Source organism: Bacillus sp. V3B, assembly GCF_024494465.1.
Taxonomy (GTDB): Bacteria; Bacillota; Bacilli; order Bacillales; family Cytobacillaceae; genus Bacillus_BD.
This window is the reverse complement of the sequence record NZ_JAETXM010000026.1, coordinates 1-16488: the sequence shown is the minus strand read 5'-3', so window position 1 is coordinate 16488 and position 16488 is coordinate 1. Positions and strand designations below refer to the sequence as shown.

Below are 16488 nucleotides of genomic sequence, written 5' to 3'. Positions count from 1 at the left end.
CGTTCACCCTCCATCTTTTATCGAATTCACTTCTTCTTTACTTTCTTCAAATGCTCGGAGCGCTGCTTTATGTTCACTTAATCCACTTTCTTTTAAGAACTTTATTCTCTCTTGCATTTCTAAATAGTCTTTTGGAATAATCCGTATAAATTCTCCACTCATCTCTTTCCAGTTATTCAGCACTCTCTTCCCATATCCACTGTTTGTGTAATGAACATGTTTTTCAATCAATTGATAGACCGCTCGGAGTTCTACCTCATCTTGAATTGAATCGAGATACACTTGCTCTTGATTACATTTCTCTCGAAAATCCTTAGACACATCCAATACATATGCAACTCCACCTGACATACCAGCGGCGAAGTTTTTCCCCGTTGCTCCTAACACAACGACTTTCCCACCTGTCATGTATTCACAACCATGGTCTCCAACACCTTCTACGACAACATTGGCTCCACTATTTCTTACACAAAAACGTTCTCCTGCCATTCCATTAATATATGCTTCTCCTGCAGTTGCCCCGTAAAATGAAACATTTCCGATAATGATATTTTCTTCTGGGATAAATGTACTCTTCCGGGAAGGGTGAACGATAATTTTCCCACCCGATAATCCCTTTCCGATAAAATCATTTGCATCCCCAACAAGTGTCATTGTTAAACCAGGTGGAATAAATGCACCAAAGCTTTGCCCAGCAGATCCTTTAAAAGTTAGACGAATGGTATCCTCAGGTAACCCCTTTGCACCGTATCGTTTTGTAATTTCACTACCTAGCATTGTCCCTGCCACTCGGTTAATATTTCGAATCGATAAAGTCGCCTCTATTGATTCTTGGTTTTCAATCGCTTCTTTACATAACGGAATTAACTCTTGTTTATCTAATGTTTTATCAAGTCCGTGAACCTGTTCAACGGTTGCATAACGACTAACATTTTCAGGTACTTTCGGCTGATAGAGAAGGGATGATAAGTCAATCCCCTTTGTTTTCCAATGGGTAATGGCTTTATTCGCCTCTAAAACATCGGTCCTTCCTATCATTTCATTTATTGTCCGGAACCCGAGTTCTGCCATGAGTTCTCTCACTTCCATTGCAATGAATCTCATAAAGTTAGCAACATGCTCAGACTCACCAGTAAACTTTTTCCGTAAATCTGGGTTTTGTGTTGCAACCCCTACCGGACACGTATCAAGGTGGCAGACACGCATTAATATACATCCTAAGACGACTAACGGTGCGGTTGCAAATCCATATTCCTCTGCCCCAAGTAAGGCAGCAACCACAACATCCCGACCTGTCATCAATTTCCCATCAGTTTCCACAACGATTCGATCACGCAAACGATTTAAGAGCAATGTTTGATGTGTTTCTGCTAACCCTATTTCCCATGGTAACCCAGTATGTTTCAAGCTTGTCCTAGGTGCTGCCCCAGTTCCTCCATCATATCCACTGATAAGAACAAGGTCCGCTCTCCCTTTAGCCACACCCGCTGCAATAGTTCCAACACCAACTTCTGATACAAGCTTGACACTAACTCGAGCAGAAGGATTTGCATTTTTTAAGTTATGAATTAATTCAGCTAAATCTTCGATTGAATAAATATCATGGTGTGGCGGCGGTGAAATCAAGCCTACACCTGGTGTTGATCCTCTTACCTCTGCAATCCATGGATACACTTTTTTTCCAGGAAGTTGTCCACCTTCCCCTGGTTTAGCGCCTTGAGCCACTTTAATTTGAATTTCATCGGCGTTAACCAGATAATAACTATTTACTCCAAATCGACCTGAAGCTACTTGTTTAATGGCACTACGTCTTAAATCACCATTTGGATCAGGTTTAAACCTATTAGGGTCTTCTCCCCCTTCTCCCGAATTACTTTTTGCACCAATTTTATTCATTGCAATGGCAAGTGCTTCATGCGCTTCACTACTTATGGATCCGTAAGACATCGCACCCGTTTTAAATCTTTTATAAATTTCTTCAATGGACTCTACTTCATCTATCGGTATCGCTTCCCGTTCTTTAAAAGATAGCATGCCACGAATTGATTGGAGATTATGATCGGTATCTGTAAGTAATCTTGAATACTCTTTAAAAAGCTTATAGTTATTTGTTCGGCAAGCTTGTTGTAACAGATGAATCGTCCCAGGGTTGTATTGATGATCTTCCCCATCATGACGCCACTGAAAATCATCACCTGATTCTAATGTTTTCTCTACACCTCTTTCCTCATTAAATGCCCTTCTGTGCCTCATCATAACTTCCTTGGCAATAATATCTAATCCTATTCCGTCTATCCGTGATGCTGTTTGAGTAAAGTATTGATCGATCACATTCTTATCAATCCCAATAGCCTCAAATATTTGTGCACCACGATAGCTTTGAATCGTCGAAATCCCCATTTTCGATAATACTTTAACGATTCCATCTGTTGTTGCCTGCCTATATACTTCAATAGCATCCTCGACCTGGGTTTCGCGTATATCATTCACTTCAATCAAACCTCGTAGTGACTCAAATGCTAAATAAGGATTAATTGCTTCTGCCCCAAAGCCAAGTAATGTTGCGAAATGATGGACTTCTCTCGGTTCTGCAGATTCAATTATGATGCTTACCTTCGATCGTGTTCCATTTCGAATAAGGTGATGATGCAAACCTGAGAGAGCTAGGAGAGCCGGTAACGCTGCATATTCGGCATTTACTCCTCGATCAGATAAAATCAGTAACGAAGCTCCATTTTCAATAGCCGTGTCAGCCTTCAAAAATAACTTTTCCAAAATTTGATCAAATTTTGGAATTTGTGTTTCAACAGAAAATAGTATAGATAGCGTTTCGCTCTTAAAGCTAGAATGACGAATTTTTTCTAACTGACTATTCGTCAAAATCGGAGTCTGAAGTTGAATTTGTTTACAGCTCTCAGGCTCAGGTTTAACAAGATTTCTTTCTGGTCCGATTGTTGTTACAACTGAAGTAATGATTTTCTCTCGAATCGCATCAATTGGTGGATTCGTGACTTGAGCAAAAAGCTGTTTAAAATAGTTATACAGTAACTGTGGCTTTTTAGATAAAATAGCTAAGGGAGAATCATACCCCATAGAGCCAATGGGGTCTTTCCCATCCGTTACCATCGGTTTCAATACTTTATTGAGTTCTTCGTTTGTATACCCAAATGCGAGTTGTTGTTTCCTTCGTTCATCTGCGTTAAAAATTTGGTTAGGATTACCCTTTTCTAATAGATCATCTATATTCACCAAATACTTAGCTAACCAATCTTTATATCGTTGTTCAGACAAAATTCCCCTTTTAATTTCTTCATCTGGAATAATTTTTCCTTTTTCTAAATCAACAAGAAGCATCTTTCCAGGGTGAAGCCTGCCTTTATAGTCAATGTCTTCAGCAAAAATATCTAAAGCACCTACTTCAGATCCCAAAACGATCATGCCGTCTTTTGTTACGTAATATCGAGCAGGTCGTAGCCCATTTCGGTCCAGGCAGGCTCCTATTTGTTTTCCATCAGTAAATACAACCGCTGCAGGTCCATCCCAAGGTTCCATTAAACAGCTATGAAATTCATAGAAAGCTTTCTTTTCTTCATCCATTGTTACATCATTAGCCCACGGCTCGGGAATCATCATCATGGCAGTATGAGCCAGTGAACGTCCTGAAAGATGCAGAAATTCAAAACAATTATCAAACATCGAAGAATCACTGCCCTCCGTATCAATTACCGGAAACAGTTTTTGATAATCCTCACCATGAAATAATTCAGATTTACATTGAGCCTCTCTTGCTTGCATCCATTTAACATTTCCTTTAATTGTATTAAACTCTCCATTATGTATCGTAAATCGATTTGGATGTGATCTTTCCCAACTTGGAAATGTATTCGTACTAAAGCGCGAGTGAACAAGAGCTACCGCTGACTTAAAGTCGCGATGATTCAAGTCAATATAAAAGGAATCAAGTTGTTCTGGAATTAACATACCTTTATACACGATTGTTCTCGTCGATAAACTACATATATAAATACCTTCTTGTTGTTCATTGTCAGAAGGAAACAAATCATTTTCTAACCGTTTTCTAATCACAAATAATTTTCTTTCAAAATCGTTCTGGTCATTGAGCTCAGCAGAAGGTGCAATAAACATTTGGCGAATAAACGGTTTGGATTTTTTTGCCGTATCACCAACAAAAGAATCATTAACCGGAACGGTCCGCCAGCCCAGAAAGGTCTGCCCTTCCTCTTCAATGATCTTTTTAACTAATTTTTGAGTCTTTTTCCTAATCTCAGGATCCTGTGACAAAAAGACCATTCCAACCCCGTAGCCCCCTGCTTCAGGAATTTCAATATTTTCTTTTTCACATTGTTTCTCAAAAAAGGAATGTGGGATTTGAGTTAGAATACCTGCACCATCACCACTACTCGTATCTGCTGATTGTCCACCCCTGTGTTCTAAATTACATAAAATTGTTATTGCATGTTCAACTATGTCATGTGACCTTTTACCATCAATATTAGCGACCATTCCAATCCCACAGGCTTCATGTTCATACTCTGGAACATATAAACCTTGAGCAATCGGATACCCTTTCTTTTTCATGACAACATCCCCTCTTAAATTAAGCTTTTATCATGGATGAAGTTAGCCTAGTTATACACATCTACTCCAATACTGATAAAATAATTTATTTACTCGCTGATCTTGAATTTTAGAACACACCTATTACATAAAAATAGTTTATACATCCCTATTACATTTAATGCAAATTCATATTAAATAATAAGTAGGATAAATTATTATTTCTGGACAAAATATGATCAAAAACATAAAAACATTAAAAGCGGAGATGATTATTTTGATACAGCAATATAAGTTAGCTTTTATTGGTGCAGGCTCGATGGCTGAAGCCATTTTATCAGGATTACTACAACAAGAAAAACTACCTTCCCAAAATATTTATGTAACAAATCGGCAAAACGAAGATCGACTTTTCGAATTGAAAGAAAAATATGGTGTACAAATAAGTTCAAGTAATGAACAAGTCTTAGCAGAAGCTGATATTGTAATACTTGCTATGAAACCGGCAGGAATTAAAAGTGCCATTGATTCAATCCGACCATTCACAACAGAAAGACAACTAATGATTTCGGTACTTGCTGGGATCACAACGGATTATATTTCATACTTATTAGGTGATAAAACCCCTGTTATTCGAGTTATGCCAAACACATCCGCGGCTGTCGGATCATCTGCGACCATTATTTCACCAGGAAAGTATGTAAACGATGAACAGCTTACAGTGACAGAGTCTTTGTTTCAAGCTGTAGGTTTGGTTAGACAAGTAAAGGAAGAGGATGTTGACAGTGTTACAGCAATTGCAGGTAGTGGTCCAGCTTATATCTATTACTTAATTGAAGCTATGTTCCATTCTTTAAAAGAACTTCATTTGGAGAGCCAATTAGGAGAAGAGTTGATATTACAAACGATCCAAGGAACAATAGATGTATTAAAGTCCACGGATCAAACTCCTGCTGAATTATACCAAAATGTAAAAAGTCCTGGCGGAACAACCGAAGCAGGATTGAATGTATTAGAAAACAATCATTTTCAAGAAATCATGATAAATTGCATAAAACAGGCCGCTAATCGCTCAAAAGAAATAACTAAGGAATTGTCTACTATTCCGGAAAACATATTAACTTAATTTCGCTTGACTATATTTAATACGTTAGAGGTGACAAGATGGAAAAAGGTAATGAAAAAAAACGCATTGTGGTCAAAATTGGAAGTAGTTCATTAACCAGTAGAAACGGTGAAATTAGCTATCGGAAATTAATACGTTTAGTTGACGAGATTGTACATTTAAAAGAGGACGATCATGAGGTTGTCCTCGTATCTTCAGGAGCTGTAGCAGCGGGGTATCGAAAATTAGGTTTTATAGAACGCCCTGAAAATTTAGCTGAAAAGCAAGCAGCAGCTTCAATTGGCCAATGCCTTTTAATGGAATCTTATTCAGAGCGTTTTTTATCTCATGGATACGTAGCTTCCCAAATATTAATTACTCGAGGTGACTTTTCAGACCAAACAAGATATATGAACGCTCGAAATACAATACAGGTGCTACTTGAACGAGGAGTAGTACCGATTGTTAATGAAAACGATACAATTACCATTAAACAATTAAAATTTGGAGATAATGATACATTATCAGCTAAAGTAGCTGGCTTGGTAGAAGCAGATCAATTGATTATTTTATCTGATATTGATGGTCTTTATGATGATAATCCTCGAACGAACCCAAATGCGAAGCTTTTAGAGGTTGTTCATGACATTACTCCAGAGATAGAAGCAGCAGCAGGTGATTCAGATAGTGCTGTTGGAACAGGAGGAATGAAGTCTAAAATTGAAGCAGTTAAAATGGCTTTAGCTGCAGGAATTCATACGTTTTTAGGAGATGCAAATAAACCTAATATATTAATTAATGCGGTTAATAGTGAAGCAAAAGGGACCTATTTTAAACCTAACGAGGAACAGGATGACTTAAGTGTACAAGAGCATTGGATTGCCTTTAGTTCAGGACCAAAAGGTGAAGTCATTATTGATGAAGGAGCCCGAGAAGCTATTACAGAAGAACAAAATCACTTACTTCCCCAAGGTGTTCGAGAAGTTAAGGGAACATTTGATTGTGGCGATGTTGTGATTATACGACATCTGAATGGAGATGAAATTGGGCGTGGGGTTATTAATTACTCTGCAGACCAGCTCCGTGAAATTAAAAGACTTAAGCTAAAGGATATTCCCGATCATATAAAAGTGATAAAAAGTGAAGCCATCAGTCAAAAGAACTTTGTATGCCATACGAACATAACGACAAGCCATTAACGAAGGAGCGAATATTGTTGAATACAAATAACATTACTGAAGTAAACGTTGAAGAACAGGCTAGAAAGGCACAAAAAGCTGGGAAGCCGTTAAGTATGCTATCAACTAATGATAAAAATCAAGCACTACTAACCATTGCAGATGAATTAGAAAAGGAATATGCTTTTATTTTGGAGGAGAACCAAAAAGACTTAACAATAGGCAAAGAGAAAAACTTTGAGAGTGCGTTTATGGATCGCCTTTTATTAACCCAAGAGCGTGTTAAAGACTTTGCAAACGGTCTACGTGAGGTTGCTCGCTTAGATGATCCTGTAGGTGACATCCTATCTGAATGGACATTAGACAATGGGTTGAATGTAAAGAAAATACGCGTTCCCCTTGGTGTAATCGGTATGATTTATGAAGCTAGACCGAATGTAACGGTTGATGCAACAGGACTTGCATTAAAATCTGGCAACTCGATAATCTTAAAAGGAGGATCTTCTGCACTGTTCTCAAACAAAGCGATTGTCTCTGTTATTCATAGAGCACTTGAGAAAACCAAAATCCCAGTAGATGCCGTACAATTTATTGCGAGTACTGACAGAAGTGCTACTGAGCAACTGTTTACATTAAAGCAATATATCGATGTACTCATCCCTAGAGGCGGCGGTTCCTTAATTGAAACAGTTGTCAATAAAGCAACCATTCCTGTACTAGAAACCGGCGTTGGAAATGTACATGTGTATGTAGATAGTGAAGCCGATGAAGAGAAAGCACTAAATATTATTATAAATGCTAAGACTAACCGTCCTGCCGTTTGTAACGCTTTAGAAACCATACTCGTTCATAAAGATTGGTTTTCAAATCATAAAGATTCACTGATCTCAAAGCTAAATGAATATCATATTATGGTTCATGGTGATACCGAAGTGGTAAAAGCTATACCTGGTTCTATACAGGCAGAAGAGAAGGACTGGGCAGAAGAATATTTAAGTTTAGATCTTGCTGTAAAAATTGTAAACGATATTCAAGAAGCAATTGATCATATAGAAAAGTATGGGACTAAGCACTCAGAAGCTATCATTACCGAAAATCAGAAAGCAGCAACTCAATTTATACAAGAAGTTGACGCTGCTGCTGTTTATCATAATGCCTCAACACGCTTTACTGATGGAAGTGCATTAGGTTTTGGAGCTGAAATAGGGATTTCAACCCAAAAACTACATGCCCGTGGACCAATGGGTCTCCCGGCTTTAACAACAACAAAATTCTGCATTTTAGGAAACGGACAAATTAGAGAATAAAATCCCTGTGACATCCCGAAAAATCTTATTTCACAGAAATATTTCACGAGGGATTTATATAAAATAAAAGAACCTAATCTAAGCGATTAGGTTCTTTTATTTTATACAAACTTTGCTATATGCCTAAAACGATCTGCAACACACACAAAGCTTGTATTATCGTTCATTCATTTCCATATAATTTTTTTCTGTCGCAATACTTTTATATGCAGGTCTTATTATTTTATCTCCATTGATAAGTTCTTCCATACGATGTGCACTCCATCCTACAATTCTCGCTATAGCAAAAATAGGGGTATATAGTTCTACTGGGATATCTAGCATGCTGTATACAAAACCACTATAAAAATCAACATTTGCGCTGACTCCTTTATAGATACGCCGTTCTTTTGCTATGACTTCCGGAGCCATTCGCTCAATCATCGAATATAATTCAAAATCAGCATTTCTACCTTTTTCATCAGCTAGCTTTTCTACAAACCCCTTAAAGGCTCTTTCCCTTGGATCAGAAATGGAGTATACAGCATGTCCCATTCCATAGATCAAACCGCTTTTGTCAAAGGCTTCCTTGTTCACAATTTTAGATAAATAGCTTCTTACTTCTTCTTCATCCTTTAAATCTGCCACATGGGATTTGATATCTTGTACCATCTCGACTACTTTAATATTCGCCCCTCCATGTTTCGGTCCTTTTAAAGAGGATAAAGCTGCCGCAATAACTGAGTAAGTATCAGAACCTGAAGAGGAAACGACTCTTGTTGTAAACGTTGAATTATTTCCACCACCATGCTCCATATGTAATACTAAAGCAATATCTAGTACATTTGCTTCAAGTTCTGTATATTGTTTATCTGGTCTTAACATTCTTAGTATATTTTCCGCCATAGAAAGACTGTCATCCGGTCTGTGAATATAGAGACTTTCATCACATTCATAATGCTTATAGGCATGATAACCATAAACAGATAGCATTGGAAAAACACTGATAAGCGTAAGACATTGTCTTAGTACGTTATCCAATGATAAATCCGATATGTTCTCATCATAGGAAGCCAGTGTAAGAATACTTTTTGTTAAAGAATTCATAATGTCTTTACTTGGTGCTTTCATAATGACATCTCTCACAAAATTTCTTGGTAGATTTCTGCTATCATTTAGAATTTCTCTAAATTCTGTCAGTTGTTCTTTATTTGGGAGAGAAGAAAATAAAAGCAAATAGGTTATTTCTTCGAATCCATAAAGTTTATTATTGAACCCCTTTACTAAATCAGTAATATTATAGCCCCGGTAAAAAAGTCTTCCATCACAAGGCACATTCTTTCCATCAACCTCTTCACTAGCTTGGATTAATGAAACTTGAGTAAGTCCGGCCAGAACACCCTTTCCACTCTTATCTCTAAGACCACGCTTTACTCCATACTTTTCATCTAAACTGCTGTCAATCAAACTATTCTCTTTAAAAATTCTGCTGTACTTATTTGTGAAATTTTCGATCATTTCTTTTTTATTATCCTGCATACTCTTCCTCCAATTTAGGATTTTTCATCCTATTTCTTTATTTTCTAGTTATGCCCATTACCCTTTCTTTTCTTGCTCTAATTTCAACATCTTGTTATATCATTTATTTTTGAACGATATGAAGTTTAAAAAGGAACAAAGAATGATGCTAACTTATCGTTCTTTTCTGGTCTTTATGTGGTTTAGGTTTGGGATTAGAATATAAACCCAGTTCTTTTTTTTCTTTTGTTAAAGAACGGTAAAGAGAAACCATCATCAGAACAATTATAAAGGAAAATGGGAATGCTGCCGCAATTAACGCATTTTGAAGTGCTTGTAACCCACCACTATATAAAAGAATCAAGGCTACAGAAGACTGCGCTATACCCCAAGTTAATTTTACCCGATTTGGTGGTGTTAATGATCCGTATGTTGTTTGCATTCCGAGTACGAATGTTGCTGAGTCAGCAGAAGTGATAAAAAATGTTCCAACCAGTGTTAATGCCACAACCGATAAGATGGTTGACCATGGGAATTCGTTAAAGACAACAAATAATACTTGCTCTGTAGCAAATTGAGTTAAATCAATATTTCCTGCATTCTGAACTTCAATTGCTGAAGTACCAAATACGGCAAACCAAAAAAAGCTGACGAGGGAAGGAAGTAGTAAAACTCCGATTAGAAATTCACGAATGGTTCTCCCCTTTGATACACGTGCTATGAAAATACCAACGAATGGTGACCATGAAATCCACCATGCCCAATAAAAGATGGTCCAACCATTAATCCATGAACGATGTTCTTCATTAAGAGGTGCAATTCGGAAGCTCATTTGAATGATATTTTGAATGTATCCACCAAGTGAATCAGTAAACATATTCAATATTAGGATCGTTGGTCCTGTGAAGAACATTAATAACAACAATGCTATAGCTAAAAACATGTTTGAGTTACTTAAATATTTAATCCCTTTTCCTAATCCAGACATTGCGGAAATCATAAATAGGACTGTAACCACCGCAATAATGATAAATTGAATGAAAAAGTTATTTGGGATCCCCAATAAATAGGATAAACCACCATTAATTTGCGCTGCTCCAAATCCTAGAGTCGTAGCAACCCCAATTACTGTAGCAAAAACCGCTAACACATCTACCACTGTTCCAAGTGGACCTACCATGCTTCTACCTAATACTGGCTTTAATGTTGCTGAAATTAAACCTGGTTCACCTTTATGAAATTTATAATAAGCTAACGATAAGGCAACAAGAGCATATATCGCCCAGGCATGAATTCCCCAGTGAAAAAAGGTGTATCTCATTGCCTCTTTATTTGCAGCAACTGTCCCACTCTCTGCCAACGGTGGCTCAATAAAGTGAGATAGAGGTTCTGCAGCACCCCAAAATACGAGACCAATCCCCATACCTGCACTAAATAACATGGCAAACCAAGAAGCTCTAGAGAACTCAGGCTTTTCATCTGGCTTCCCTAATTTAATTGCTCCAACAGGACTAAAAATAAGATAAATACAAAAAACAACAATAAGTGTAACTAAAATTAAATAATACCAGCCAAAAGAGGTTGTAAGAAATACCTGTAGATTGCCTGTTGCTTCTTCAAACATGTTCGGTGCGAAAACACCAAAAGCTACAGCTGCGAATACAATCGCAACCGAAATCCCAAAAACGTTTGATATTTTTTTCATTTATTGTTCCTTTCTTCTTGAATTACGTGCCCATAAATATGAAAATACACCAAGAACCTTCCTAGTTTTCTATTGATATGAGCTTAAGTTTGTTATTTACTCTCTTTAAATTTTCAATCCAATTACAATAAGTTAATTATGTATGATTTTTTCAAAAAAGCGGTATGAAAATGAGGTGTAACTCAATTAGTGGGAAAGTTCTTATACTTCTTTATATACGATTATCGAGCTATTCCAGCATTTTTCGACAAGAACATCCCAACTATTCCAGTTTACCATAAAAATGATAATTCTATCTGCTTTAATTTGGTTTTTTTACCGATATAGGGCATTTTAGTGACGCTCAGAACTTTAGCACTTGAACTACCCACCACTTAATTTTCTAACGAAAATTTGAAGTGGGGGATTCCTAAGAACACCGATCTATCGATCAGTTATGGATTAGGCGAGCCCCGTCATTCCAACGGTTAGAAGTCTTACGGCTTCATTTTTAAGATTTAAACTTGCGTTAATATCTCGGTCATGATGGGTATGACATTCTGGACAATCCCACTCACGTAATCCGAGATTCTTAACGTCTTTATTTTTGTAACCACAACAAGAACAAAGCTGACTGGAAGGAAAGTTTTTGGCAACCGTCACCACTTGTTTACCGTACCACTTCGCTTTGTATTCAATCATGGTTTTGAATTGTGACCATGATACTTCACTAATGGCTTTAGCAAAATGGTGATTTTTAAGCATATTCGATACCGACAAATCTTCCATTCCGATGATGTCGTGGTTTTTGACCATTTCGGTGGAGATTTTGTCCAAGTAATCTTTACGTGTATTGGCAATCTTTTCATGAATACGAGCCACTTTACGTTTGGCTTTGTACCAGTTCGCACCGCCTATGGTTCGTCTACTCATGATTCGCCCGGCTTTGGCTAACTTTTCTTCTAAGGTGCGAAAAAATTTTGGATTTGTATAAGGGGGTGTTCCATCTGAAAGAATCGCAAAGTCTTTGACACCCACATCAATGCCGACAGCCGAATTGGTTTTAGGTAATTCTGCGACTTCTGTTTCCGTTCCTAAAGAAACAAAGTATTTTCCAGAAGGATTGCGTCTGATGGTAGCGCTCAAAATTCGTCCTTCTACTTCACGACTTTTGGCAAAACGAACAAGTCCTAATTTTGGTAGTTTGATATAATGATCGACTACTGCAATATTTCCGTTCGTATGCTTGGTTGTGTAAGACTGAACCGGATTCTTTTTAGACTTAAAACGGGGTTGTTTGTTCTGTTTTTTGTAATATCGCTCATAGGAGTCACTTAGGTTTTCAACAGACTTTTGCAAAGCAATACTATCTACTTCTTTTAAAAAGGGATAATGCTGCTTTAGTTCAGGAATGGATTTAACGGTTTCATATTTATTTAAGCCTTTGCCTTTCCAATGATTCATGGGAAGCTGACCATTCTGTTTCATTTCTTCTACGATCGACCAATAAGCATCTTTTTCTTTTTGTTTGCCAAGAAAGAAGTTAAAGACGAAACGAGAACAACCAATGGTCTTATTCATAAGCTCTGCTTGTTTTTGGTTAGGATAGATACGAAACTGATAGGATTTGTTCACCAACATACGTTGACACCTCCTTTTCCTCCTTCTATTTTACCATTTTTATGAATATAACACAAACATTTGTTCTTTTTGAATTGAATTAAAAAAAGGGCTATGTGGAACTCGTATGATGTTTTTTATGTGAAGCAATAGATAGGCTCTCGAACAGTCGGACAATCGAGATGGCAAGAAAGCTATCCCTTGTCCGAAGGCGATTCATCCCCTCCCTACTCATTGGGCTAACTCCCTTCACATTCCTTGAGGAAGGGGTATTCTCGCCTATTTTAGATAAAAAAATCTTAGCTTGGTTGGTAAATAAGCTAAGATTTTTACTATTTTAAATACAACTTTACAAAGCACAGTACTCCACATATATTTTAATAAAAAGATTTTAGTAAGCATGCTTTGATGGTCCCTTATCCCCTATATTGTATAGCTAATCCTTTTAAGAAATTCCTAGCGTATCTATCACCACACACTTTGTAATTCCTATGTCCTTCTTTTCTTAATACAGCGCTTAATTCTCCTTTTGTTATCATGACTCCGGCTTCCTCTAATATACCAAGCATATCCTCACTCGTTAAGGCTAGTGCTATTTTCAATTTCTTTAGAAGGATATTATTAACACTTTCATTATTCTTTATAGACAGTTCTGGTCTTTTAGGTTGTCCTGGTTTTGGATCTTGTTTTCCTCTTTTAAAAATAATTAAGCCATTTAAAAATGACTCTAACATAATATTATCGCATTTTATATTCTCTTCATTGTCAGCTAAATCACTATCGTTATCGTAACTGTCCGTTGATCTTGTGAGCATTTTGAGCACTTCTTCTTTTGTTACTTCAATGCCACCAAGTTTAAATACCTCTACCATATCTGTATCTTTTATATCTAGAGCATATCTTAATCTAATTAATATATCATTATTATTCATCTATAAACCCCCTATAACATTGCCTATTTGCCCAGCAACTTCATCATTTTTATTATCCTTTTTTAGAGTAATAGTATCAGTATGTCCAAGATTTAGAGGTTAATTGCAATTGTGTTGAAGTTTTTGCATCAGAACCCTATTTACCGTTTTAGTTTTCGATAATATAGAAACAAGGAACAAAAAATATAGGAAAAAGCGACTAATCATTTAGAAAGCCTTTATTTTCATTTTAACTTACTAAGGAATACATCTTATAATTGTTTCGCCCGTCTTCTTTCGCTTTATATAAAGCTATATCTGCATTTTTCATTAGTTCATGGCTTGTCGTTCCATTCGCAGGGTAAACAGCAACACCGATACTGGAAGTTGTCTTGAAGACATGCTCTCTAATCTTCCAAGGTTCTTGTAAGGATGCAAGAATTCGATTTACGATTTGTAAAACATCTTGTTCTCCTTGAATTTCAGGAAGAAGAATAGTGAATTCATCTCCTCCTTGTCTTGCAAGGGTATCATTAACTCGAAGACATCCTTTTACTCTTTGTGCAAAATGTTTAAGCAGTTCATCCCCTACATCATGTCCCAAGTTATCATTAATATGTTTGAATTTATCCATATCCATATAAATAACTGCCATATTACGATTGTATCTTACCGCTTCTTTTAAGGATTGTTCTAACCGTTCATTAAACAGCCTTCTGTTTGGAAGTCCTGTCAATGTATCATGATATGCCATATGGATTAATTTTTCTCTATACATTTTCCTCTCCATAATGTCTCTGGCTACAATCAGAAAATGAAGTAGATTCCCATCTCCATCAAGAATAGGCTTCCCTTTTGCTTCTACCCATACCCAATTGTCTTTTACATGTTTGAAGCGAAATTCTATCACCTTTTCTCCTTTGGATAGAAGCATCTCTATAAACTGACTTTGTACATTTGGAAGGTCATCAGGATGAATTAAATCAAAGCCATGATTTCCTTCATAAACTTCAGGGGCGTATCCTAATACAAATTCATGGGATGGCGAGGCGTAATTAACCATTCCATTAATATCCATTATCGCTACCAGGTCAGTCATATTTTCTGCAATCAAGCGATACTTTTCTTCATTCTGACGAAGAGCTTCTTCTGCTCTTTTTCGTGCAGTGATATCACGTAATATCAGTTGAGCAGATGGTTTTCCCTTATAAATAACTCCAACCCCTGTAACCTCAACATCAATAATACTTCCATCAAATCGTATAATTTTTTCTTCCATAAGGTCAATAATATTTCCTTCTGTTTTTAAATTCTTCATCCGTTCGACAACCTTTTCCCGATAATCTGGATGTACAAAATTTAAAACAGGTTTGCCAATTAATTCTTTAGGACTTTTAATCCCAAACACTTTAACCCCTGCTTTGTTTACATATCTCATAATACCTTCAGTATGCACAACAATAGGTTCTGGGGACATTTCAACTAATTTCCGATAACGTCCTTTACTTTCTTTTAGAGATGCCTCCAAATGTTTTTGTTTTGTAATATCTCGCGCTATACTTGAAGTACCCACTATATTTCCATTTTCATCTCGAATAACTGATAAAGTTACACTAACTTCAATTGTATTTCTGTCTTTCTTGATTCGAGTAGTTTCAATACCGTTAATTTTTTCTCCTTTTTTTACCCTGACTATCATATCTTTGTATTGAGGTACTAAATCATGTGGTACAGTACATAAAGGTTTTCCGATAACTTCGTCTCTCTTCCAACCGTAGAGTTCTTCAAATGCAGGGTTTAGTTCTATAACATTCCCATCTAAATCTAAAAGGTCTATAGCATCAGTAGTTGAATCAAAAACTGCTTTAAATCTTTCTTCCATCTTAATTAAAGATGCTTTTGTTTTATATAACTCGGTCTTGTCTATCGCTACACCGAAAATACCGACAATTTCACCACTGACCATCAAGGGCATGTTCTTTACCAATAAATAAACAATCTCTCCACTTTTATGAAAAGCCTGTGTTTCATACTCACAAGGAGTTCCTTGTAATGCTTGTGCAAAATACTGATTCGTTGATTCCAAATGGTCAGGAACGATGGTATCTTGATAATATTTTCCTTGCATTTCTTCCTTGGAATATCCATATAGTTTTGTTATCGCCTGATTCACTTCCATTACTTCCCCATCTACAGAGAGAATAAATATCGCATCAGAACTATATTCCATAATGGATTTATATATTTCAATTGATGTATCATTCAATAGTAAGTTCATTCTTACTGCTCCTTTTTTGGTAGCCCAACCATCATAGCAATGATGCCTTAGACTTGTGGCTTTGAGTCCCTGACTTTCATACAGGTTTTCCTTTTTCAAATAGGTTATTGACAAGGGATATTTCTCTTAAATGGCTAAATTTCTTTATATCTACACCATGAATAAATATTATTTGATTATCAATTTTAACATAAAAAAATAATAAAAAACGACATTTTTCAACAATATTTTCAGGTGGGATTTCTGCGCTGTTTTCCCTTTATTTATTCATGCCTTTTCCTTGTTTTCTCCTGCTTTTAGGAAACAAACACAATTAAAAACGCCCAGTCC

Annotated in this window: 10 protein-coding genes and 1 riboswitch; of the genes, 3 read left to right on the top strand and 7 right to left on the bottom strand. The window is 36.5% G+C overall.

Going from position 1 to position 16488, the window contains the following annotated elements:
- Positions 1–3 precede the first annotated feature (3 nt).
- Positions 4–4599, bottom strand: a complete 4596-nt coding sequence (gene gltB / locus JMM81_RS19165) for a glutamate synthase large subunit (protein ID WP_256243140.1) — start codon at positions 4597–4599, stop codon at positions 4–6.
- A gap of 214 nt (positions 4600–4813) precedes the next feature.
- On the opposite strand from gltB, the gene proC reads away from it, so the two are divergent.
- The 3 genes from proC to JMM81_RS19150 are packed head-to-tail and all read left to right on the top strand — an operon-like array spanning position 4814 to position 8168.
- Positions 4814–5704: a pyrroline-5-carboxylate reductase gene (gene proC, locus JMM81_RS19160; RefSeq protein ID WP_256243139.1), complete on the top strand. Its 891-nt coding sequence runs from the start codon at positions 4814–4816 to the stop codon at positions 5702–5704.
- Positions 5705–5742: 38 nt separating this feature from the next.
- On the top strand, positions 5743–6882 hold the full coding sequence (gene proB / locus JMM81_RS19155; protein WP_256243138.1) for a glutamate 5-kinase: 1140 nt from the start codon (positions 5743–5745) through the stop codon (positions 6880–6882).
- A gap of 14 nt (positions 6883–6896) precedes the next feature.
- On the top strand, positions 6897–8168 hold the full coding sequence (locus JMM81_RS19150; protein ID WP_256243137.1) for a glutamate-5-semialdehyde dehydrogenase: 1272 nt from the start codon (positions 6897–6899) through the stop codon (positions 8166–8168).
- A 156-nt stretch (positions 8169–8324) separates the two neighbouring features.
- Here JMM81_RS19150 and JMM81_RS19145 read toward each other — a convergent pair whose 3' ends face one another.
- The 6 genes from JMM81_RS19145 to JMM81_RS19120 all read right to left on the bottom strand — a co-directional run bounded on the left by JMM81_RS19145 (position 8325) and on the right by JMM81_RS19120 (position 16158).
- Positions 8325–9686 (bottom strand): citrate/2-methylcitrate synthase, encoded by a 1362-nt coding sequence (locus JMM81_RS19145; protein ID WP_256243136.1) that lies wholly within the window; start codon positions 9684–9686, stop codon positions 8325–8327.
- A gap of 148 nt (positions 9687–9834) precedes the next feature.
- The gene (locus JMM81_RS19140) at positions 9835–11370 is read right to left on the bottom strand and encodes a glycine betaine uptake BCCT transporter (protein WP_256243135.1); all 1536 of its coding nucleotides are present in this window, start codon (positions 11368–11370) and stop codon (positions 9835–9837) included.
- A gap of 441 nt (positions 11371–11811) precedes the next feature.
- Positions 11812–12990, bottom strand: coding sequence for an IS200/IS605 family element RNA-guided endonuclease TnpB (gene tnpB, locus JMM81_RS19135; RefSeq protein ID WP_256243134.1), 1179 nt, complete (start codon positions 12988–12990; stop codon positions 11812–11814).
- Between the two features lie 91 nt (positions 12991–13081).
- Entirely contained in the window at positions 13082–13204 is a 123-nt protein-coding gene (locus JMM81_RS19130; RefSeq protein WP_256243132.1) for a hypothetical protein, read from the bottom strand.
- Positions 13205–13385: 181 nt separating this feature from the next.
- On the bottom strand, positions 13386–13901 hold the full coding sequence (locus JMM81_RS19125) for a YehS family protein (protein WP_256243131.1): 516 nt from the start codon (positions 13899–13901) through the stop codon (positions 13386–13388).
- Between the two features lie 229 nt (positions 13902–14130).
- The gene (locus tag JMM81_RS19120; RefSeq protein WP_256243130.1) at positions 14131–16158 is read right to left on the bottom strand and encodes a PAS domain S-box protein; all 2028 of its coding nucleotides are present in this window, start codon (positions 16156–16158) and stop codon (positions 14131–14133) included.
- Positions 16159–16173: 15 nt separating this feature from the next.
- Positions 16174–16259: riboswitch (cyclic di-GMP riboswitch) on the bottom strand.
- Positions 16260–16488: the final 229 nt, after the last annotated feature.

Coding starts and splice junctions, on each gene's coding strand:
- proB (WP_256243138.1), top strand. CDS start 5,743: ATGGAAAAAGGTAATGAAAAAAAACGCATTGTGGTCAAAATTGGAAGT.
- tnpB (WP_256243134.1), bottom strand. CDS start 12,990: ATGTTGGTGAACAAATCCTATCAGTTTCGTATCTATCCTAACCAAAAA.
- gltB (WP_256243140.1), bottom strand. CDS start 4,599: ATGAAAAAGAAAGGGTATCCGATTGCTCAAGGTTTATATGTTCCAGAG.
- JMM81_RS19130 (WP_256243132.1), bottom strand. CDS start 13,204: ATGAGTAGGGAGGGGATGAATCGCCTTCGGACAAGGGATAGCTTTCTT.
- JMM81_RS19125 (WP_256243131.1), bottom strand. CDS start 13,901: ATGAATAATAATGATATATTAATTAGATTAAGATATGCTCTAGATATA.
- JMM81_RS19120 (WP_256243130.1), bottom strand. CDS start 16,158: ATGAACTTACTATTGAATGATACATCAATTGAAATATATAAATCCATT.
- proC (WP_256243139.1), top strand. CDS start 4,814: ATGATCAAAAACATAAAAACATTAAAAGCGGAGATGATTATTTTGATA.
- JMM81_RS19145 (WP_256243136.1), bottom strand. CDS start 9,686: ATGCAGGATAATAAAAAAGAAATGATCGAAAATTTCACAAATAAGTAC.
- JMM81_RS19140 (WP_256243135.1), bottom strand. CDS start 11,370: ATGAAAAAAATATCAAACGTTTTTGGGATTTCGGTTGCGATTGTATTC.